Below are 20,986 nucleotides of genomic sequence, written 5' to 3'. Positions count from 1 at the left end.
ATTTTAGCATTTTAGGAAACCTTTTTCTGTAAAAATTCCCTGGACCTGTAGATCATGTTCTGCTGCGGGAATAGAGTCAACCTCCTGACACGAAAAGCCTATGCCCCATAATGCCATTTGATGTCCCTGTTTTTCAAGGGTTTCAACGGCTCGGTCATAATAACCGCCTCCATAGCCAAGGCGGTGACAGTGACGATCAAACGCAGAAAGTGGAACAAGAACATTATTGGGGATAACAGTGGCGTTGTCTGCACCGGGCCCAAAGGTGCCAAAACGCATGGGCTGAAGTTGCGTGTGTGGTGAAAATGCGCGAAAAATCATGGTGGTGGAATCAAGCACGGCTGGTAAGGCTAAACGCCCCCCGCGTGATGCTATCGCATCAAGAAGAGGGCGAGGGTCAATTTCCGATTTAATCGGCCAATAGCCTGCTAATATGAGGCGTGAAAAATCCGTTCCTTTTTTTTCAAGGGTTTCAAGAAAGTGGTGACAAGCACGCTGTGAAAACAGGGCACGCTCTTCTTTTGAAAGGGCATCACGACGCGATAAACCACTCTCGCGTGCTCTTGCGCGAAGCGATGAAGTTGTTTTAGAAGAGAGATTTTGGGTCATTGTCTTATCACTTATTCAGTCTTGTCACTTATTCAGCGGTTTTCCCCATTGTAGTCATGGTTGGTCTTTTGTAAACCGCCATTAGAAACAAGAGCTCTGTGCGTGGAATGAGCCTTATGAAACTTAAGGGGCGCTCTTCTTGTTAAAAGGGCATCACGACGCGATAAACCGCTCTCGCGTGCTCTTGCGTGGAAGCGATAAAGCTGAGGTTATTCTTTTTATCAGCTGTTGCAAATCTCATCAAGTTAAAGCCTATCATCATTTTGATCTCTTAAAAAGAGCTTCTCGCTTTATAGAAAAGAGGGGCTCGCAGAAAAAGAGTTTTACAGAAAAGGGCGTTTCATGCAAAAGGGCATGATCAATTTTTTGGGAAAAGTATGAGGAAAAATGATGCAAAAAAGGGTGATCCACAACAGCCGATGGAAAAAGTTGATCCCGGGAACCTATACAAATAGGTGGGCGCCATATGAAAAAGCCCACGGGCTTCATCAGGGACAGCTCCCTTGGAGATCACTAAGGTCTCAGGAATACGTTATTTCCTGTCGAGAAGCGCAGAACACCCTCTTTAATATAAAACAATTTCACAGCTTCTGCTAGAGATAAAATAACTCCGACCATTTATTTTTTATAAAGTTTTACAAGAGATTTTTTACCCCCTTGCTGGTGATTGTTGGAAAGCGCTGAAGAATGGATGGACGACTTATTCAAAGTAAAAAAATCAAAAAAATAATGGATGGGTGAGTGAAACAATTTTTTTTCATTGGTAATGTTTGATTTGCTTTTGGAGAGCAATGTTTAATTTGTCCTTTTGGAATAAGGCTTGATTTTGATGTTTTACGGAAATGTTTGCGGGGAAGTTTGAAGGGAAATATTTCTTAATTCAAGGATATTTTTTGAATTCACACCAGGCATTTTTGACGTTTTTTACCTTATGAAGTGTATTTTAAGGCTGTTTTATCAATTATGAAGACATGCAGAGGGATGCCTTTTATCATTTTCTAAGTTTGTACACGTGCCAATGGGGCGTGTGCCGGAAGGTGCGGTGTTGGGGGGGAGCAGGGATAATTTATTCAGCTTGGGATGCGTGTTTTATGCAAACTTGAAATAGGCTTAAGGTGTTTTGTTTTAAGTATGATCCGTTCAAAGAGATTGCGGTGTCTGTTCGTCTAATAAAGCCTCAATGCGCTTTTGAAGCTTTTGCATTTGTGGATAGATGCTTAAAGCTGTTTCATAAGCTTTGAGAGCAAGTTTTGGACGCTCTGTTGCTTCCATGGTAACCCCAAGTTCAAAAAAGGCAATGTAGTTACGCGGCTCAAGTTCAAGAGCATGATTGAGATCAAGCATGGCAAGTTTGAAATCATTCAGTTGAATGTGAATCCAAGCACGTCTTACCCAAGCTTCAGTATAAGTCGGCAAAAGTGAAAGAGCATTATCAATATAATCAAGCGCAAGTCCATAATCATCATTATTGATCGCATTTTCAGCCCATGACATTAAAAGATCAATCGTCTCACTTCCCGATTGGGACCATAAAAGCTGAAGCTGTTGACTGATTTTTTTTGCTTTCGCAACATCAGCACAATATTTTAACTCTTTTAATAAACGTAAAATTTCTGCCTCTTTGTGTTGCTTAACCCTGTCAACAAAGGAAAGCTTCTCTGAGTCGAAATCTTCAAGAATCATCGCGGATGAATCAGAATCAGAGGGCGTTGCGGAAGAGGGAGGAGAATTGGGGATGAGATCATCTAACGGTAAAAGCGATTGTGGAGAAGGACGATCTTCAGGAAGTGAAGGAGGATTTTGTCCATAAACAGAAGAAATAAAACAAAAAAGACCTATAACAGACAGAAAAAAAACGCGCCGGAAAAGATAGAAAAAAAGATAGGAAAAACGCCCCTGAAAAAATCGAAAAACTTTTAAAATAAAAAGACCCATAAAAACAAGCCCTCAAAAGATAAATCACTAAACATTATCAAACAGTGGACTATCAAACAGTGGACTCGTAATCAAAAGACTTATACCCCCAAAAAATCTCAAAAGAAAACCATTATGCCTACTTTTTGTAGGCATTAAACCATTTCCTTTAGAAAAGGATCAGCTCTGACGAAAAAGTCAACCCTGACGTGCTCTAAAACGTGGGTTCGTTTTATTGAGGATATAAACACGTCCTTTACGACGCACCAAACGATTGTTACGATGGCGTTCCTTGAGTGCTTTAAGCGAATTTTTAATTTTCATCCTATTCACCGTTTTAACAGTTTACATAACATAGCATTGCAACACAATATTCTTACAATACTAAATAACAATACAACCCTAAATAATAATAATAATACAACAATGTGAGATACATAAACATTGCCCTATTATAGCGTTATTGTGATAGCGTTATTGCATCATAACACAACACGCTCTTTCTTTACGATACACTTTTCCACTGTGATAATAAAAAGAAAAACGCACCTTCAAGGTACGCATCAACACACTTCATCAGCACAACGAATAAGTAAAAATTGTAAAAAAGTGAGGGAAATCTAACAAGAAGCCTTACTTTTGTCAAGGGGCTTTGTCTGTGACAAAAAGAGGGGCTTGATGGTTGCCTTGAAAATAAAAATAAAGATTAAGAAAAATAAAGATAAAAAGTGAAAATAAGATTTTAGCTTCTCAGATTTGAATAAATACGCTCTGTTAGAGAGTATTGAAGGAATTAAGCCGTGCTGTTAAACTGTTGGATTGTTGAGCTGTTTAGGATTTTCTCTTTATATAAAGGAAGGTAAAGGGGTTTATCAAGGGGCGTGAGCGCCTTATCAGGGAGAGTTGAAAGGGGAGAAAGGAGGAGGAGGAGGTGCTTTCGGTGCTCTTAAAAGATGCTTGAAACGAGAAAAATTTGGAGCTTTGTGAAGCGCTGTTTTGATGGTCTTGATGAATGATACTGCTAAGCCAAGAGAAAGAAGATTCTTATCCTATGCCTTAGTCTTATGTATGATTAGTTTTGTATGAAAAGCCTATTGCATAAACAAAGGAGCCTTACGATAAGGGAGGCTTTATGCGAAATGCTATAAAAATGTGGCATAAAATCAAGGGATATTCTAGGGTTCTTGAGGCGTCTTATCATTTCTTGATCATTCATTGTCTGAATAAACTTAAAGAAAAGATGGAAAAAGACTAAAAAAGCTGGGGGCGTGAGATTAAGAAAAATCGATCTGAAAAGAAGAAAAAAAGAGTAGAGAAAATATCAAGAAATTATGTGCTTTGAAAACAACAACCTTTATTAAAGTTAAGGCTGTTGAAAGGGAAGAAAGTCTCACGAGATGTAAAAGTAAAAGGCGTTTTTGCCAAAATATAAGGTCATAATTTATTGCTTTATGTTTTTTAATGATTTTCGTCTCTCGATTATTTCATTTGCTTGCATCTTTTGATAAAGGCGTCGCCCGTAGTTACTCGTGTTGGGAATAACATTGTTTCTTGTACTTTGGCATACGACACATAATTATTTATGCTTACAATTTCAAATGCTCTTTTGATGAAGTGTCTTAATACCTTAAATAACTGGAACTCTCATCGCATTAGATCATCACATTAGATAAGTCTCGAAATATCACAATAAAGATTATAGTATTTTTAATCTCTTATTTTTCAAGACTTTTTCACTTATCAATTTCTTTGTTACATTCTTGAATCGCTAGATCTCGTCCTGTAAGGGCTTTACGATACAGTTTTCGATATTTAATGACAGAATAAATAAGCCAAACCGATAATGTTATTATTGCACAACCGCCTATAATCCCTAAAATACGCCCTAATATTATCGCTTCAGTCATTTTTCTCTCCCTAGTGGATTGTGGTTAGCAACAGCTTCGTCCAGTTCCTTTATTACTTTTTTGAGTTTCTTCTTTATTATGATGTATAGCACCAAAGAGACTGGTATCGAACCGTACAAAATTAACACGCACATCAGCCCTATTACAGTTGGCGCATCCATCTGAGCTTTATCCGCATTGCCTATTATAGAGAGGAAAATGTATAAACAGATGCTTATAAAGATGATGAGTATAAATTCTTTTAGTGAAACAACACCATATTTTATTATTTCCTTAACTTCTTTTTGTATATCAAGGACTAAATCCCACTGAGAATATGTATTATTTCGTTGTTCCGATGAGGTGCTTGATATATTTGGCTTTTGTGTTGTCATGTTGATACCAGTTGGTTGCTTAAATGTTTTGCACTCTGATAAAGTAAACGATCCCATTTTTCAAGATAAGGCGTGCACGATTGTTTTACTTTTACCAATGATCAAATATAGCTGCAAGGTTTCAAGATAAGAATTCCCCAACTTGGTTGGGTTTATCTGCGATAACCCTTGGGTTTTCAAGGAAAGTTCTGCAACCATTGAGCTGTAAAGCGGATCAGTGCTTTGTAAGTTTTAGCGGTAAAACAGATAAAGCCACTCAGTAAAATCCCAAGCTGTTGTTGGGATTGATTTGAGCCTCCATGCACTTGCAATGCTTTCGATAGGAAAAACGATAGGTTATAAGGCTTTGCTAAATCGTTTACGGCGCTTATCAGGGCGTTTAAGTTGTAAGAAAAAAGGCTCGCGCAATCGGTCTTAAGGAGAAACAAAACGGGTTAAGCTTCATGCGCGTATAAGCAATGTAAGAACGGATAATTTGCATAAGGTGACACAAGATTTAATTTAGCGTTTTGGTCCATTTTGTCTCGAAAAGCTTCATGTAAAAGACTTACTGAAAAATCGGCTTTGTGGCCTTACAGATCAAAGTTTTTTTAAAGTTTCGTCGTCAATTGGAATATAAGGTGACACGCTATGGTTGAGAGGTTGCTCTTGCAGATCGTTGGTATGCGAGCCGTAAGATCTGCCATCATGGTGGATATAAGGGATATAAGATTGAATAATTGCCTCTTAATATACGTGAGTGGCGATGTGTGAGTGGTGATGTTTTCATTGGGGTAAACACCATGATCGAGATATTAATGCTGCGATTAATTTAAAAAAACTTGGCGGTGCGTTCCACCGTGTTAGCCTGTGGAGAGGAAGGCTCTTGCCAATGTCTTGTGTCTTGTGTCTTGTGGCTTTGGTGAAAACAACCTCGAAAAAGCAGAAAATCAACAGTATATTTAATCAGAAATGATCATAGTGACATACGTTTGATAGAATGGTTAAGATTTGCTTGCTGGTCTGGTTAATTGAATGACGTGGCCCATTTTGCGGTAGGGTTGGGCAGTGCGTTTGCCATATAAATGGATCGAAGTGCGCTCTTGTGTGAGAAAATATTTTAAAGTGTTCAAATTGTTCCCAAGAAGATTGATCATTTGGCAATCACTATGGCGATAGGGGCTGCCTAAGGGGAGCCCACAAATCGCACGGATATGCTGCTCAAATTGTGAGGTGATGCAGGCTTTTTGCGTCCAATGACCAGAATTATGAACACGCGGGGCTAATTCATTCACTAAAAGACGACCATCCGTTAAGACAAAAAATTCAATGCAAAGAACACCAACATAATTAAGAGCTTCCATTACTGTAAGGCTGATGTTTTGTGCGGCTTTTTGTCCTTCAAGGGAAGTGTGAGAGGGAACAAAGGATTTATGAAGAATGCCATTTTTATGTTGGTTTTCAGGACAATCATAAAAAATATGTTCCCCTTCTTTAGTTCGCGCCGAGAGAACCGAAATTTCCGATAAAAAAGGAATGATTTCTTCCAAAATACAAGGCTGACCTGCAAAAACATTGAAGGCTTCTTTACAGGTTTGTTCATCAGGATGATCAAGCTTGATCTGGTTTTTTCCATCATAACCAAAACGACGTGTTTTTAAAAGACCACGCCCGCCTAAGGTATCAAGAGCAGAAATAAGAGAAGAAAAATCGTCAACAGCATGCCATGAGGCGGTGCTGATTCCTTGGTTTTGTAAAAATTGTTTCTCAAAAAGTCGATCTTGCGCGATCTCTAAGGCTTTAGAAGAAGGATAAACAGGCTTGCTTTTCTCTACATATTGAACCGTTTGAAGCGAAAGATTTTCAAATTCATAGCTGACAACATCACACTGTGCAGTAAAATCATCTAAGGCGGATCGGTCATCATAGGAGGAAATAATATGGTTGTTGGCTGTTTGAGCAGCGGGGCAATCGGCTTCAGGGCAAAAAATAACCGTTCGAAATCCTAATTCTGCAGCCGCTATGGCAAGCATGCGTGCTAATTGTCCGCCACCAATCAAACCAATGACACTGCCTGGAGGGAGCATGTTGGATGAAGCGGGTATGCTGGAGGGCGTGGTGTTTGATGAAGTGGTGTTGGGTGATGTGGCGTTGGAGGGGAAGGTGTTGGAGGGCGTGGTGCTGGAAGAGGATGTCATTTTAAACCTCCTTTACAGGCATGAGGGCGACATTGGCTGTTTGTTGCCGACGCCAATCTTCTAAGCGTTGGGCAAGATCAGGATCATAAACAGCCATAACGGCGGCGGCTAGAAGGGCCGCATTAATGGCCCCTGCTTTGCCTATGGCTAAGGTACCAACTGGTATGCCTGCTGGCATTTGCACGATTGAAAGCAAAGAGTCTTGACCAGAGAGAGATTGTGAGTGCACTGGAACGCCAAAAACAGGAAGGGGCGTAAGCGCTGCGAGCATCCCAGGAAGATGCGCTGCACCCCCAGCACCGGCAATTAAAATTTTAAAACCTGCGGATTTTGCTTCTTTGGCAAATTGATAAAGGCGTTCAGGGGTGCGGTGGGCTGAGACAATATGCAAACTATGAGAAATGCCAAGAGCCGTCAAAATATCGGCACTATGGCACATCGTTTGCCAATCCGATTGACTCCCCATTAAAATCCCGACATCACATGATTTCTTCATTATTCTCTATCCTTTTCAAAGATTCAAGGCGATTCTTTATCATTCGTTTTTTAAGAGTTTTATAATCTCTTTGCAAAGCCAATTGATGGCAGAAAAACAGTTTTTCCTTACATAAGATTGAAAGGTCAAAATTTAAAGGATAAATGCAGTCGTTCAAAAACACCCTCTTGAAGCTCATGAAACTCTGTCCTTTGAGCTTTTTGCTGTTCAATATATTAGAGGGGAAGTGGTTAAACAGCGAGAGTGTCTTTTACTTTAAGAATGCCCTTTAAGTGATGCCCTTTAAGTAATACCTTTGTACTTTGAAAAAAAGGTACTTTGAAGCAAAAAGAAAAAATACATGATGAGAATATATTCTGAAAAAGTTTTTGAAGATTATAAGGTTTTTAGAAAATGTCTCAATTTTTTGTTGCTAAAACAAATACCGTCCCATATACTGTATAATACGGTGCAATTTGAAACACTGTTTATGATAAAAAGAGTTTTCTATGGCAAAACTGCGTTGTAAATAAGGATATTTTTTCCCGTAAAATAACAGAGGAATATCTTATCTTTCGAAGGCGTTTTATTTTGCTGTTTAAGTATGGGGGGAAAGGGGCTCTTGCAATAATTGATGCGATAAAGAACTTGAATAATCAACGCGTTAACGCTTTTATTCAAACGCGTTTTTAGCGATTATCTCTTTCATTCTTTCTTCATATAAATGAAATGATAAGACCATAAATATAACGACAATATAAGACAATATTAAAGTGAAGGATGAATTGTGAATAATAAATCCATGGTCTCTTTTTTGCCCAATTTTTTAATATGTTGAACTCTGATAATTAAGCAAAGAACAGTTAAACACCAGATATTTAAGATAAGGAGATTTAAAAGTTATGTTTTTTCCATTTTTAATCGCTTTAGGCACTGCAATAACAACGGTGTATGGCAAAAAAAATATAAGTTATGTTTTGTGGGCTATTTTGTTCGTTGTTATTCTTCTAACCTTTAATCATCACGCAACTTCTACTTTGAATTTATCTTTTTGAGAGAATAGCCATGGAAAATGTTGAACAAAAAAACCCTCATTTCGTCATTTTTATGAATACACTAGGGCTGATTGGATTATCTATTGTCTTGGTGGTCGCTTTTTATTATCAATTGGTAAAATTTGAGTTGCCCTGTCCCCTTTGTTTGCTGCAACGCGTTGGATTGATGCTGGCAGGATGTGGGTTCTTACTCAATATTCACCACAGGGTGAAAAATACCCATTATGGCATGGTTATTATCGGTTGTATGGTCACCAGTGCTGTTGCTGCAAGGCAGGTATTTTTGCATATCACACCTGATGATTTGGGATATGGTTCAACGTTCTTTGGATTGCATTTTTATACGTGGGCTTTCATTATTTCTGTCCTTTGTATCTTTGCTGTTGCATTCGTTATGATTTTAGGCGAATTGGCACACAAGTTTAAAGAATTTTCTTCTTTTCCAATCTTGAGTAAAACAGCAAGTTTCTTGTTCGTGTTTTTAATTGCGGCAAATTTGGTTTCGACTATACTGGAATGTGGTGGCGGACAATGCGCTGATGATCCTGTAAGGTATGAATTGTTGTCAAATTGGTTCCCTTCACAGTCTTGAATTTTAAATTATTCTTCATCATAATTTTACACTTAAAGAGGCGGAATTGTTAAAAAATCCGCTTCTTTTTTTATTGGACACTGATTCATCAAGATTTTTGATCTTCTCAATTTTTGTAAAAAAACTTGGTTTGTCGTTTTGGGGGGGGGGTATAAGTTTTTTTAAGTCCGCGTTATTTTTATATGATGTGGAAGGATTCGCTTTAAAAGGGGGGGCGAGCTGTTGGGTTTTCGAGTGGTGGTGGAGGTAAAAAAGCCTACATTTGTTAAGGGCACATTAACGATAAAATTTTTTTCTCTTGATTTTTTTTTGCTTTGTACTAAATAACCTTTTGTATTCATTTTGGTGCTTCTGAAGTATTTTAGATGCTTTTAGAGGGAGTAGTTTAAAATTTCAAAAGCTATCTCAATAATTTTCTCTAGAGGTTTGTTTCTCAGAAACAAACCTCTTTTTTTTTACCCTTTTTTTTTCGATATCTCCTTTTTTGTGAAGCTTTTGTTTTAGAAAAATTTTAGAAAAAGATGAGCATTTTGATGATAATTCTCCTTGCAAAAAAATATTGAGGTCGAAAACCATCGACATAAAAACCATCGACATAAAAACCATTGGCATAGAAAACATTGGCATAGAAAAATAATTTATCGTTGTGAATGTTGAAGGCGAAAATCAAAAAAATTTTCTCATGTACAACTTTCTGAGAGTGAATCCATTCAATTGATCTTTGTTTATCATAAAAAAAAGCACCGCTTGTGGGGCAAGATTCTCTAAAAAATTGTAAAAATGCTTTTTATGCCCCCTTTTGATCACCAAAATGGGAGGGCAAAATTTTGCACTGGTCAATAAAATAATAAACCGGTTTATCTCTATGATTGAAATTAAAATAGGGGATTGAAATTAAAATAGGGGATTGAAATTAAAGTGGGAAGGATTGAAGTGAAAATGGGCACAAGATTTTAAAGGTGTTTTTTAAAAGGGGGTATCATCATTTTGTACAGATGTTTCTGTGAATCTGTAAAAGCGTAAAAACGTGTATTTGTAAAAATGGAAAGGGTTGTTTTAAGCCGTGAAGGATTGATGTGTTGTGCAATCTTTGGGGTGTGGTTTGTGCTTTTGCTATGGCGTGGAATGAGGAGAGAGGATTGGAGGTGAAGAGTTTGTGAAGGGGGTATGGGATGAAAAGGAGATGTGACGGGAGGAGAGGGGAGGGTGAGGGAGAGAAAAATTGGGGGATGGAGCATCATTTCTTGTCATGCTGATCCCAATCTTGTCATACTGAAACCAAGATCACCCTAAAAATTAAAAAAATTGATAGATAACATTTGAGAAAATGAAAGGACTCAAAAGAGAGGGTGAGGTTTTTTGAGAACAATAGAGAGAAAACTGGAAAAACCTTTCTCTTTTTGTTGAATCTTTATTCACAAATTTGAGAAAATAGGGTATGAACGCTGGAAAATAACGCACAGCTTAATAAAATATGTGCATTATATAAGGAAATGATTGTTTATGTCAAAAGAAGAAGTTTTAGAATTTTCGGGTATCGTTACTGAACTCTTACCGAATGCGATGTTTCGTGTGAAGCTCGAAAATGATCATGAAATTATTGCACATACTGCTGGAAGAATGCGAAAAAATCGCATTCGTGTGTTAGCCGGTGATAAAATTATGGTGGAAATGACCCCTTATGATTTAACAAAAGGACGCATTATATACCGTTATAAGTAATCTCATCGATGGTCTCGCACTTTTTTGTAAAAGTTACAATATTCCTTCTGTTATTTTTAACAGACCTTGAAGGGGCTTTCTCTAACGAGGGTACTTTCTCTAACGTGAGAAAAAGCGAATGTTTAAAATGACCTTGAAAAGGCGTAAAATCTAGGGGCACAAAAAGAATAAGGAGATCAATGACGCTTAAAATGGGGTAAGAGATAAGCCGATTGTAAAAGGGGTGAAAATGAAAATGATAAAAGGGTGGGGGGAAAAACGTTGGGCAGAAAAGCTTGGGGGAAAAATGCATTTGGGGGAAGCAATTCATTTGGTGCTTGCCTCCGCTTCGCCACGGCGTTTAATGCTCTTAGCACAAATGGGCATTGAGCCCCAACAGGTTTATGCAAGCGATATTGATGAAACGCCAAAATTAAAAGAACATCCCGCAAACCTTGCCAAACGTTTGGCAAAAGAAAAAGCACTCAAAGCGCAAGCTCTCTTGCACTGGTGTGCTCAAAAATCCCAAGAAAATCAAAACCCCGCCCAAGAGAGTCACACCCCTCAAGAAAATCAGAACCTTCAAGAAAAATTGCAGAATGTTTACAAAAAACTATCTGCGCAGAAAATGATTATCTTGGCGGCTGATACGGTGGTGGCGGTGGGGCGCACTATTCTTCCCAAACCAGAAAGCGAGGATGAGGCTTATGAATGTTTACGTTTCCTTTCTGGAAGGGTGCACAAAGTCTATGGCGGCATTTGTGCTTTGAACGAAAAGGGAAAAATAACCGTAAAATTGGTTGAAAGCCGTGTTCGTTTTAGACGCTTAACCTCTCCTATGATGAAGGCTTACCTTACTTCAGGAGAATGGCAAGGGAAAGCGGGTGGCTATGCTATCCAAGGAAAAGCAGGGGCTTTTGTGGTCTATATTGAAGGCTCTTATTCGAATGTCGTGGGATTGCCTTTGGCTGAAACCGCCGATCTCTTGACCGCTTATCACTATCCACTTTACGCTCAGTGGACTGAAGAAATGCAGTAGAAAAACTTTAAGAGTAGAGCCATGCAGGGTAAAGAGCAGTAAAAAGTGTAGAAAAAAGTGCAAAGCAAAAATGAAACAATAAAAACAGAAGAAAATTTAATGAAAGAGGAGAAAATACAGACATCTCAAAGCCAAAGGAAGCGCCATAGTCCAAAAGAATGCTCTGAGCAAAAAGAGCCCAATTTGCCAAAAGAGACTCGTCCTGCGCATCCTTGTCCTATTTGTGGTCAGATGTCTCAAAAATCTGCTTATCCTTTTTGCTCCACCCGATGCCGCGCCATTGATCTTAATCGTTGGCTTTTTGGGGCTTATATTTTGCCTCCACCTCCACAGGTTAGTGATGAAGAAGAATAGAGGGGGGCTATGGTGGAAGTTGTGTGAGTTTTGCCTATAGGGGCAAGTTTTAAAGGGAGTTAGGGTTGAAGTAATCTTAAGGGGGCTAAGGAAAAGTTGGGGGTAGGAAAACTCTGGACATTTGAGTTGAGGGGAAGGGGTTGGTGAAAAAAGCATGCGGTTGAAAGAGATGTTGGGAAGAGTGAGGCGGAGAGTTTTATGCAAGTGAATCGCATAAGTAGACAATAATAGGAAACCGCTGAAAGAAGTTGGACTGTTTATAAGACTAGCACTGTTAGGAATCCACACCTTTTGAGGTGAGAGGTCAATATTTCAGTTTCAAGCGTTAAATGAGAAAAATGACAATAATTATGATACACAAAAGTGAAAACTATTTTTTTTTATAGAGTATGAAACTTAGCTTGACAGTTGTATAAAATAAATGCCTTCATGTTAATTGTTAAATTTAAAAAGGGGGAGTTAACAGGTCGCTTAGTAAAAAAGATATTAAGTTTGTACCATCCGCAACCTTAGTGAGTGCGCAGCACCTTTTATTTTGAGGTTTTCCAAAAAAGTGATGGCATCGCAAGGGGTTGTCCTCTTTAATCTTGTGTGGGGGGGTATATTATGGTCGACCAGATTATAGGTCCAGTTGGACGCCAAGCTTTTCTCGATAATTATTTTGAAAAAAGACCGTTAATACAGAAATCTGCTAGTAAGTTGCATTCTTTGTTCTCTGTACGCGATTTTGACCGTTATTTCATTGCGGGAGATAAGATCACGGTATAATCTTGTGCGAATCTCTAAGAATGGTGCTACGATAAATATTCCAACTTATAACGGTCAAGCTGTCACGCAACGGGAGTTTGTTCTTGAAACAGTTCAAGGCGGGTGCAACGCTTAAGCTAGAAGACCTTGATTCAAGACAACCCAAAATTTCTGTTTTGTGCAAAAAATTGGAACAGATTTTTGGTGGATATGCATTTGCAAAACCATTTTTAACCGGTGCTCATTTCAATGGATTACCAGCTCATTTTGATAGAACGGAAGTTTTTGTTGTACAATTGGAAGGTAGAAAACCTTGGAAAGTAAAGCTGGTTGAAAATCCAACTTTACCTAGGTAACAATCTCTTGTGGAAGATGAACTATCAGCACCTGAAATTGAGGTTGTTCTTGACCAAGGAGATGTTCTGTATATTCCGGCTGGTACGCCTCATGTTGCCAAGTGTTTAGATAATCATTCTCTGCACATGGCTTTCTTCGTACATGGGCTTTTGGCTTACAACCGATTAAGATTTTTGAGGTGCTCGAAGGTTTTATTCGCTTAATGTCCGAACATATTGATGGCTTACGAAAGAATGTTTTTCCATTTAGCGAACAGACTAATTTAGAAATATTAACGAAGGATCTCTTAAAACGAATGGCAGTGGTACCATTTGGCAAGATATTGTCTGATTTTGAAATTGCTTACAACGCCACAAAACATGAAACATCAGATCAACGATTGGCATCTTTGGTTGATGCACATAATGTTAATGGCCAGACACGTTTACAGGTGTGCTTAGGAGCGAATTTGTGCATTCGGGAAAATGAGGATGGAGAGCACATATCTGTTTATTTTAGTTTAACAATTCATCCAGATAAACCTCTCGTTTCTACACCTTCAAGTTTATCATTGCTTACCTTTTGTAAAGATGAAATTGAAGCGATTTGTGTGCAAAATTATGAAGTGTTTACCCCTGTTTCTTTGGCAGGAAACTTGAACGATGAAGCGAAAGTAACGCTTTGTCGTGAATTGGTAAATTTTGGAATTATTATTTAATGAGGGAGATTAGAAATGAAATGTATCTTAATCTTCTAAGAAAAGATATTGAAGAGATTCGTATCGTTATTGATAAGCTTATCTCGGAAAACATTGAGTTTTGGCATATCAGCAGAAGTTTTGGCGGATATGTTGCAATATACTAAGCGCTCGCGAAATGTTCATACCTATGTAAGTGGATTAGCATTAGAAAATATTCGCTATGGCGTAATAACAGTGCATAAAGAAGATATTGAAGGAGATCTGATTGATTGCGGTGTCTTTAGAGGAGGAACAGCTATCTATATGGCTGGTGTCTTACAGTATTTATTTTCGTCGCGATGCGTCTTTGTGGTAAGATTCTTTTAGTGGCTTACCAGTCTCCAGTTTGCAAGATGGTGTGTTTGTTAACCAGTTTTGGTACCGTTTTATCAAGGAATTACCTCAGTATATAGTTTTGATTGTGGGGCATCGCTTGATGAAGTACAGGAAAATTTTCAGCGTTATGGATTCCTTAAAGAGAACGTGGTGTTTCTCAAAGGATGGTTCGCACAGTCTTTACCGAAGTTGCCTTCTCATTGCCGATTTAGCGTCATTCGTATAGATGCAGAGTGCTATCAATCAACGATGGACGCTTTAATACATACATATCCAAAACTTACCACCGGTGGTTTTGTTATCATTGACGATTATAAATTGCCGGGTTGCAGGAAGGCTGTTGATGCCTTTAGGATGCAAGAAAGAATCAAAAATCCAATCAGCAGTGCTGATGCAAAAGCAGGAGTCGTCTTTTGGCGCAAGTAAATGCGGCAACAAAAAATCGCTTGCGGGTGATTTTACTAGGTAATGGCACCGTGTCATTTGGGGGATGGATTGATTACATTGTAATTTTGACCGTCTCCGTGTTCTATTGGAAAGCAGATCAATATGATGTCGCTTTCATTGGAGCAGCAACATTATTACCGGGGATCGTTCTGTCTAAGCCAATTGGAATGCTTGTAAGTAGCAAGTATATGATACATTGGTTGCGGGTGTCACTGCTGTTGCGCGCCCTGTGTACTGTCGCTTTATTGATGGCGACTAGTCTGCAGGGGTTTATTATATTGGCAGTCATTCGAGCGACATTCAATAGTGTCGCCATGCCTGCAATTTCCGTTCTCAGTGCAAATTCTGTCCCTGAATGCGAACGGAGCCGTTACTATTCTGTTTTGAACATGATCAATAGCGCGGCAAAGATGATCGCACCTGCTTTGGGCAGTACGCTCTCTGCCTTTTGGTCAGACACCTATACTTTATTGTTTTCTGGATTTTTGACATTGCTAGGTTTTATGGTGTTTTGTTGTATTGGCGCGCAGTCTGTCTTAATGCCAATGATAAAAAAAGCGGACAGCAAGAAATCACAACAGAGCCTTTATGGGATAAATTGGTATGCCTATGTGGGGGTAATGTTTATTTATTTTGCCATGGTTTTTATGGTGAATAATCAGTTGCCGGTCATTCTTAAGGCAATGAAGATGAGTAGACAGGCGCTTGGGATGCTGGTATCTGCTTCGGCGATTGGTAATTTCCTATATGGGTTTTGGAGTGTAAAAAAATCAAAGCATAGACCCCTTACAGGCAAAATATCGGAGTTGTTAATGCCAGCGATGTTGACAATGGTTTGTTTTGTCATGATCTCAGTGTGTTTTTTTTACTTAGACTTACTCCATATTGAGACTTTGTTGCTCTGTTTTTTTCTCATTGGAATGGTCAGTGCTTACTTTTCCATATCTTCTAACGTTTATTTGGTAACCAATTTTAATGAACAAATTGGGGTTGCTTCTGGATGGGTGCAGTCTATACAAAATTTAGCGATGTTGGTGGCGCCATTTATGGGAGCCTTTGTTTTAGATCACACTTCTTCGGGGAAGTTATTCCTTCTTTCTGGAATGATGGGATTATTCTGTTTATTGGGGATCAGAATATTGGTCAACAGTTCTTTATCAATTGTTTCTTCTAAATGATTTACTCATCAATGAAACAAGTATCCTATCATGCCCTAAAACACCGTTCTGTGAGCGCGATATTGGACAATAGATTTATATATAGATTTATACATTAAAGTGTTTTTTGTGAGAGAGTGTGTTGTGAGATTTGTTCATCGCCTTTTAATAGCGCCTTTTAAAAGAATTATCGTTGAGAGGGGGATGATTTGAGAGAGGGCATGTGGGGGTAAGTGGCTGGGGTGTTGTTTATAGACTTTTGTTTACAGACCTTTGTTTACAGAAGTGGTGCGGGGTTGGGAGGTTTTATCTTGTGGGGGGGAATTTGCTTTTTGAAGGGGGATTGTTTGGTGCTGGGTTGGAGTTTCGTTGGTGGCTTTTGAGTGAAAATATAAAAGCGTAGAGACGTGGATCTGTGAAAAGGGAGGGGTTGTTTTAAGCCGTGGAGGAGTGGATGCTTTGAGGAGGCTTTATTGATACGCAATAGCGTGAAAATAAGTGCCCTATAGCATAAGGGTACGCTATGCCTTCCCTGTGTTTTATGTACTTTTAATATATATATTTTGTATGTGAAGCATCACTATATGGATAAGCCTTGAGGGCGATCAGAGAAAGTCGCCGTTTTTTTATTGCGTGAAAAATTAATTTATAATCCCTTGATTACAAACCGATACACTGTTAATACTCTTTATTAGCAAAGGTGTTCTTAACTTTTGGTTTAAGAACGCCTTAGGAGAGGATACAATTGAGAGGGGGTTTAAGGTGTCAAGATATTTATTAGCGTTACCGCTTGTGTTGGTGGCTGGTTGCGCATCTATGAATCATGCAAATTATGTTGATCGAAATGTTACCAACTCTGATATAAAATTAATTGCTCATGATTTTGTTCACAATCTTAAACATTCTTTACCGCCAGCTCATACAACGCTTATTGTGAAAAGAAGCAAAAGAGAAGATCATTTTGCGCCTTTATTTATCGATCTGTTGCAACGTAATGGATATCGTGTGATTTATACAGATCAACCAAATAAACAGCAAAATGGTATCATTTTGACTTATCAAATAATGCCAACAAGTATAGGTCTTCTGTCTACTGTCTTTTATGATGAGGCTGGAGTAACACGTTATTATTTCCGTACTTATAAGAGATGAAATCCCTTTGGTGGTTTGTCTAAAAGAAGGAGATCATAAAGAAATGTTGGCAGAAAAATCGCCTTAAGAAGTGAAACTGTAGATCCGTTAAATCAGATAAAATTCTGCTGAGAATGGTAGAAGGTCTTGAGACTGTGATGTTGGTTATTCTTAGGAGGGATGTTCCTCTATGAGGGTGTAAAACAGCCTCATTTGAGGTCTGGTTATATCCTACAATTGGGGATATCCTACAATGTTGTAAAATATCATCGTTTGGGATTTGGTGATACCCAGCATGGGGAAATTTTAAGCTGGGGGAATATGCGCGAAGAATGTTTCTATGCGCTTTTATCTAATCAGAGATTAGACACCAAATTGCTTGCTGTTTTTTGTGGGTAAGCTCTCTAAAGTTTTTTAAAAGGGCGTGTTCTTTTGCGCTATAGATGTATTGATCATCATGTGCGTGATGGTCTTTTGTGGTCATATCTTTTGTGACAATATCTGCATAAAAAAAGCTTATCGGAGCTTCCAGTTTTTGAGCGATTTCCAGTAAACATTTGGCGCTTACACGGTTTAACCCTTTTTCATATTTTTGAATTTGTTGGAAACTCACCCCTAAAAAGCTTCCTAATGTCTTTTGAGTAAGCCCCATGGCAATGCGTCTGTGACGAATTCTTTTGCCGATTAAAACGTCAATAAAATGTGGGTTTTTGGTTTGCATGTTAAGCCCCCTCACCGATTGCGAGCGCCCTCGCATTGGTATTCCGGGAGTCTAAAAGTACTGAGCTTAATCAGCTTTTTGCTTTTAGTGCTGTTAAGCACCTGGACATAGCAAAATCTCCCGGAATTCCGGGATACCCGCAAAGCGGGATAAATTCATGTATTAAGCTTTCGGGCTTTTAGATCCCTATTTGACCGTTGCGTGGACGATCAAAAACACGTGCTCATCAATAAAGGAATTTTAAAAGATTGGCAAGGAAAATGAAAACATCTAGAAAATGAGAGCCGTTGGGTGCTTAAGAATTATCCTCTTTTTTTGTGAAAAAATATGCTGTGAAGAGGATATGGGGCATGGGATACTTTAAGTGGGGATATTTTGACAACGGATGAGAGTTTCTTTGCTGTTTGAATAAAAAGATGGGGGGTGCGTAAAACCTCTGACTTTACATTTTTTTCAATGATGCGTGTTTTTTTGCTTTAAAAGCTTTTCTGTATTGATTGCATTTGTGTTGGTGGATAGATGAAGCATGATCATCTTCAATTCTACATATTCTTCTATGCCATAAAGCGCCGTTGTTTAACGCTGCGAGGCGTTCAAGGTCTCCTATTTTTCGGGTATAATCAGGTATATATGCCGGTATGAAAACGAATATATTTTACAATTCCTCATGTTCAGGATCTACCCTATAGTTCTTTGGCAATTTTTAAAAAGTAATTGAATTTTTCATTATTTTTTATATATACTCAATAACGATATCTATACGAAGAGGATTTTTCTATGCCTTCACTAACTGTTACAGCAAAAGGACAAGTGACGCTGAAGCGGGATTTACTCCAGCACCTTGGTGTTAAACCAGGAGAGCGCATCAACTTTGACAAGTTACCAGGGGGTGAACTTCGTATAAAAGCAGCACAGCCTACAAGCACAATTGATAGCTTTATTGGACGATTTGCCGGAAAAGTTAAAAAAACACTGACTGTGGAAGAAATGAACGAAATTGCGGCCTCTGGTTGGGCGGGGAAAAAATGAAGATTTCTGTCGATACAAATGTTCTCGTTCGCGCTGTTTTACAAGATGATAAAAAGCAAGGTGAAATAGCAAGTAAGATCTTAAGAGAAGCTTCTCTCATCGCTATTTCTTTGCCTTGTCTTTGCGAACTTATTTGGATACTTCGTCGCGGGGCAAAATTATCAAAAGAAGAGGTTGCTTTGATGGTTCGTGATCTTCTTGCAACGCGTAATGTTGTCATGAATCGACCAGCTGTTGAAGCAGGACTTGCTATCTTTGAGGCTGGTGGAGATTTTGCTGATGGAATTATATCTTATGAGGGATATTGGCTAGGTGGTGAAACCTTTGTTTCTTTTGATAAATTAGCAATAGACCTGCTAACGCAAAATGGACTCTCAGCAAGACTCCTTTCTTAACCTTGTGCGTTAAGATCGTGATGATGTCATTGTTATAGGAATAATGGGGCTTGCCAAGCTTATCGCCTTTTTCTCTTCTATGATAAATTTATCTTATTATGTCTTAAAACATTGCTCTTTGTGGGGGGCATGGGGAAATTTTAAGCTGGAGGGGGAATATGCGCGAAGAATGTTTCTATGCGCTTTTATCTAATCAGAGATTAGACACCAAATTGCTTGCTGTTTTTTGTGGGTAAGCTCTCTGAAATTTTTTAAAAGGGCGTGTTCTTTTGCGCTATAGATTTCTTGATCATCGTGTGTGTGATGGTTTTTTGTGGTCATATCTTTTGTGACAATATCCGCATAAAAAAAGCTTATCGGAGCTTCCAGTTTTTGAGCGATTTCCAGTAAACATTTGGCGCTTACACGGTTTAACCCTTTTTCATATTTTTGAATTTGTTGGAAACTCACCCCTAAAAAGCTTCCTAATGTCTTTTGAGTAAGCCCCATGGCAATGCGTCTGTGACGAATTCTTTTGCCGATTAAAATATCAATAAAATGTGGATTTTTGGTTTGCATGTTAAGCCCCCTCGCCGATTGCGAGCGCCCTCGCATTGGTATTCCGGGAGGCTAAAAGTACTGAGCTCAGTCAGCTTTTTTGCTTTTAGTGCTGTTAAGCACCTGGACATAGCAAAATCTCCCGGAATCCCGGGATACCCGCAAAGCGGGATAAATTTATGTACTGAGCGTTCGGGCCTTTAGCTCCCTATTTGACCGTTGCGTGGACGATCAAAAACACATGCTCATCAATAAAGGAATTTTAAAAAATTGGCAAGCACAATCAAAACATCTAGAAAATGAGAGCCGTTGGGCGCTTAAGAATTGTCCTCTTATTCTGTGAAAAAATATGATGTGAAGAGGATATGGGGAATTTTGAGCTGGGGGAAGGATATGCGCGAAGAATGTTTCTATGCGCTTTTATCTAATCTCTGATTAGACACCAAATCGCTTGCTGTTTTTTGTGGGTAAGCTCTCTAAAGTTTTTTAAAAGAGCGTGTTCTTTTGCGCTATAGGTATATTGATCATCGTGTGCGTGATTGTCTTTTGTGACAATATCTTTTGTTATAATATCCGCATAAAAAAAGCTTATCGGAACTTCCAGTTTTTGAGCGATTTCCAGTAAACATTTGGCGCTTACACGGTTTAACCCTTTTTCATATTTTTGAATTTGTTGGAAACTCACCCCTAAAAAGCTTCCTAATGTCTTTTGAGTAAGCCCTATGGCAATGCGTCTGTGACGAATTCTTTTACCGATTAAAATATCAATAAAATGTGGGTTTTTGGTTTGAAACTGTGGGTTTTTGGTTTGCATTTCGCCCCCCCTCTGGTTGCGAGCGCCCTCGCATTGGTATTCCGGGAGCTGAAAACACTGACTTGACTCAGCTTTTTTGCTTTTAGTGCGGTCGAGCACCTGGACATAGCAAAAACTCCCGGAATTCCGGGATACCCGCAAAGCGGGATAAATTTATGTGTCAAGTCTTCGGGGTTTTCAAATCCCTATTGATCGTTGCGTAAGCGACCAAAATTACAGTATTTCTTCATAAGGCAATTTCAGAAGATTAGCAAGAAAAATGAAAACATTTTAAAGGTGAAAAATATTTTTTGGCGCTTTAAGAATTATTCTCTTTTTTTGTGAAAAAATGTTCTTTACAGGTCGATTATCAGGGTATGGCTTAGAGGGGATATTTTGACAACTGATTGGGCGTCCCTTT

The 20,986-nt window shown here is 38.7% G+C and carries 21 protein-coding genes, 1 other RNA gene and 2 pseudogenes; 13 read left to right on the top strand and 11 right to left on the bottom strand.

Annotated features, from left to right (window positions below):
* Nucleotides 1-3: 3 nt before the first annotated feature.
* From PVV65_RS05590 to purE, 8 genes are all read right to left on the bottom strand, one after another.
* A complete protein-coding gene (locus tag PVV65_RS05590; protein ID WP_273755703.1) occupies nucleotides 4-609 on the bottom strand; it encodes a 5-formyltetrahydrofolate cyclo-ligase in 606 nt (201 codons plus the stop codon).
* A gap of 400 nt (nucleotides 610-1,009) precedes the next feature.
* Nucleotides 1,010-1,170: non-coding RNA, 6S RNA (gene ssrS / locus PVV65_RS05585), on the bottom strand.
* A 579-nt stretch (nucleotides 1,171-1,749) separates the two neighbouring features.
* Nucleotides 1,750-2,544 (bottom strand): hypothetical protein, encoded by a 795-nt coding sequence (locus PVV65_RS05580; protein ID WP_273789498.1) that lies wholly within the window; start codon nucleotides 2,542-2,544, stop codon nucleotides 1,750-1,752.
* Nucleotides 2,545-2,721: 177 nt separating this feature from the next.
* Nucleotides 2,722-2,847: a type B 50S ribosomal protein L36 gene (gene ykgO, locus PVV65_RS05575; RefSeq protein ID WP_004863016.1), complete on the bottom strand. Its 126-nt coding sequence runs from the start codon at nucleotides 2,845-2,847 to the stop codon at nucleotides 2,722-2,724.
* 1,409 nt (nucleotides 2,848-4,256) lie between these two features.
* Complete coding sequence (locus PVV65_RS05570; RefSeq protein WP_273755701.1) at nucleotides 4,257-4,430, bottom strand: hypothetical protein; 174 nt, start codon at nucleotides 4,428-4,430, stop codon at nucleotides 4,257-4,259.
* On the bottom strand, nucleotides 4,427-4,804 hold the full coding sequence (locus PVV65_RS05565) for a hypothetical protein (RefSeq protein ID WP_273755700.1): 378 nt from the start codon (nucleotides 4,802-4,804) through the stop codon (nucleotides 4,427-4,429). Before PVV65_RS05565 ends, PVV65_RS05570 begins: the two co-directional genes overlap by 4 nt.
* 983 nt (nucleotides 4,805-5,787) lie before the next feature.
* Nucleotides 5,788-6,981, bottom strand: coding sequence for a 5-(carboxyamino)imidazole ribonucleotide synthase (locus PVV65_RS05560; protein WP_273789497.1), 1,194 nt, complete (start codon nucleotides 6,979-6,981; stop codon nucleotides 5,788-5,790).
* A 1-nt stretch (nucleotide 6,982) separates the two neighbouring features.
* On the bottom strand, nucleotides 6,983-7,480 hold the full coding sequence (gene purE / locus PVV65_RS05555) for a 5-(carboxyamino)imidazole ribonucleotide mutase (RefSeq protein ID WP_273789505.1): 498 nt from the start codon (nucleotides 7,478-7,480) through the stop codon (nucleotides 6,983-6,985).
* Between the two features lie 878 nt (nucleotides 7,481-8,358).
* On the opposite strand from purE, the gene PVV65_RS05550 reads away from it, so the two are divergent.
* The 11 genes and pseudogenes from PVV65_RS05550 to PVV65_RS05500 all read left to right on the top strand — a co-directional run bounded on the left by PVV65_RS05550 (nucleotide 8,359) and on the right by PVV65_RS05500 (nucleotide 17,111).
* A complete protein-coding gene (locus PVV65_RS05550; protein WP_005774735.1) occupies nucleotides 8,359-8,511 on the top strand; it encodes a DUF5993 family protein in 153 nt (50 codons plus the stop codon).
* A gap of 10 nt (nucleotides 8,512-8,521) precedes the next feature.
* Nucleotides 8,522-9,103, top strand: a complete 582-nt coding sequence (locus PVV65_RS05545; protein WP_273789496.1) for a disulfide bond formation protein B — start codon at nucleotides 8,522-8,524, stop codon at nucleotides 9,101-9,103.
* A gap of 1,503 nt (nucleotides 9,104-10,606) precedes the next feature.
* Entirely contained in the window at nucleotides 10,607-10,825 is a 219-nt protein-coding gene (gene infA / locus PVV65_RS05540; RefSeq protein WP_004856585.1) for a translation initiation factor IF-1, read from the top strand.
* Between the two features lie 229 nt (nucleotides 10,826-11,054).
* Nucleotides 11,055-11,843 (top strand): Maf family protein, encoded by a 789-nt coding sequence (locus tag PVV65_RS05535; RefSeq protein WP_273789495.1) that lies wholly within the window; start codon nucleotides 11,055-11,057, stop codon nucleotides 11,841-11,843.
* A 99-nt stretch (nucleotides 11,844-11,942) separates the two neighbouring features.
* Nucleotides 11,943-12,197: a DNA gyrase inhibitor YacG gene (yacG, locus tag PVV65_RS05530; RefSeq protein WP_273789504.1), complete on the top strand. Its 255-nt coding sequence runs from the start codon at nucleotides 11,943-11,945 to the stop codon at nucleotides 12,195-12,197.
* A gap of 606 nt (nucleotides 12,198-12,803) precedes the next feature.
* The gene (locus PVV65_RS05525) at nucleotides 12,804-12,965 is read left to right on the top strand and encodes a hypothetical protein (protein ID WP_273789494.1); all 162 of its coding nucleotides are present in this window, start codon (nucleotides 12,804-12,806) and stop codon (nucleotides 12,963-12,965) included.
* 77 nt (nucleotides 12,966-13,042) lie between these two features.
* Nucleotides 13,043-13,504 (top strand): annotated as a pseudogene (locus PVV65_RS05520) (JmjC domain-containing protein).
* A complete protein-coding gene (locus tag PVV65_RS05515) occupies nucleotides 13,504-13,998 on the top strand; it encodes a hypothetical protein (protein ID WP_273789493.1) in 495 nt (164 codons plus the stop codon). The pseudogene PVV65_RS05520 and the gene PVV65_RS05515 overlap by 1 nt, the downstream one beginning before the upstream one ends.
* Nucleotides 13,999-14,127: 129 nt before the next feature.
* A pseudogene (locus PVV65_RS05510) lies at nucleotides 14,128-14,781 on the top strand (TylF/MycF/NovP-related O-methyltransferase).
* Nucleotides 14,782-14,867: 86 nt separating this feature from the next.
* Complete coding sequence (locus PVV65_RS05505) at nucleotides 14,868-15,980, top strand: MFS transporter (RefSeq protein ID WP_273789492.1); 1,113 nt, start codon at nucleotides 14,868-14,870, stop codon at nucleotides 15,978-15,980.
* 741 nt (nucleotides 15,981-16,721) lie between these two features.
* Nucleotides 16,722-17,111: a hypothetical protein gene (locus tag PVV65_RS05500; RefSeq protein WP_273789491.1), complete on the top strand. Its 390-nt coding sequence runs from the start codon at nucleotides 16,722-16,724 to the stop codon at nucleotides 17,109-17,111.
* Between the two features lie 331 nt (nucleotides 17,112-17,442).
* On the opposite strand, the gene PVV65_RS05495 is transcribed toward PVV65_RS05500, so the two are convergent.
* The gene (locus tag PVV65_RS05495; protein WP_273789490.1) at nucleotides 17,443-17,811 is read right to left on the bottom strand and encodes a helix-turn-helix domain-containing protein; all 369 of its coding nucleotides are present in this window, start codon (nucleotides 17,809-17,811) and stop codon (nucleotides 17,443-17,445) included.
* 777 nt (nucleotides 17,812-18,588) lie between these two features.
* On the opposite strand from PVV65_RS05495, the gene PVV65_RS05490 reads away from it, so the two are divergent.
* Together PVV65_RS05490 and PVV65_RS05485 are read left to right on the top strand one after the other, a co-directional pair.
* Nucleotides 18,589-18,840 carry a DNA-binding protein gene (locus PVV65_RS05490; RefSeq protein ID WP_005774741.1) on the top strand — a complete coding sequence of 84 codons (252 nt, stop codon included), beginning with the start codon at nucleotides 18,589-18,591 and terminating at the stop codon, nucleotides 18,838-18,840.
* The gene (locus PVV65_RS05485) at nucleotides 18,837-19,235 is read left to right on the top strand and encodes a type II toxin-antitoxin system VapC family toxin (RefSeq protein WP_273789489.1); all 399 of its coding nucleotides are present in this window, start codon (nucleotides 18,837-18,839) and stop codon (nucleotides 19,233-19,235) included. Before PVV65_RS05490 ends, PVV65_RS05485 begins: the two co-directional genes overlap by 4 nt.
* Before the next feature lie 189 nt (nucleotides 19,236-19,424).
* Here the strand turns inward: PVV65_RS05485 and PVV65_RS05480 are convergent, their stop codons facing one another.
* Both PVV65_RS05480 and PVV65_RS05475 read right to left on the bottom strand, forming a co-directional pair.
* A complete protein-coding gene (locus PVV65_RS05480; protein ID WP_273789488.1) occupies nucleotides 19,425-19,793 on the bottom strand; it encodes a helix-turn-helix domain-containing protein in 369 nt (122 codons plus the stop codon).
* Nucleotides 19,794-20,196: 403 nt separating this feature from the next.
* Nucleotides 20,197-20,586, bottom strand: a complete 390-nt coding sequence (locus PVV65_RS05475; RefSeq protein WP_273789487.1) for a helix-turn-helix domain-containing protein — start codon at nucleotides 20,584-20,586, stop codon at nucleotides 20,197-20,199.
* Between the last annotated feature and the right edge of the window lie 400 nt (nucleotides 20,587-20,986).

This window comes from Bartonella sp. ML70XJBT (assembly GCF_028618425.1).
In the GTDB taxonomy this organism is placed as follows: domain Bacteria; phylum Pseudomonadota; class Alphaproteobacteria; order Rhizobiales; family Rhizobiaceae; genus Bartonella.
This window is presented reverse-complemented; position numbering and strand designations above follow the sequence as displayed.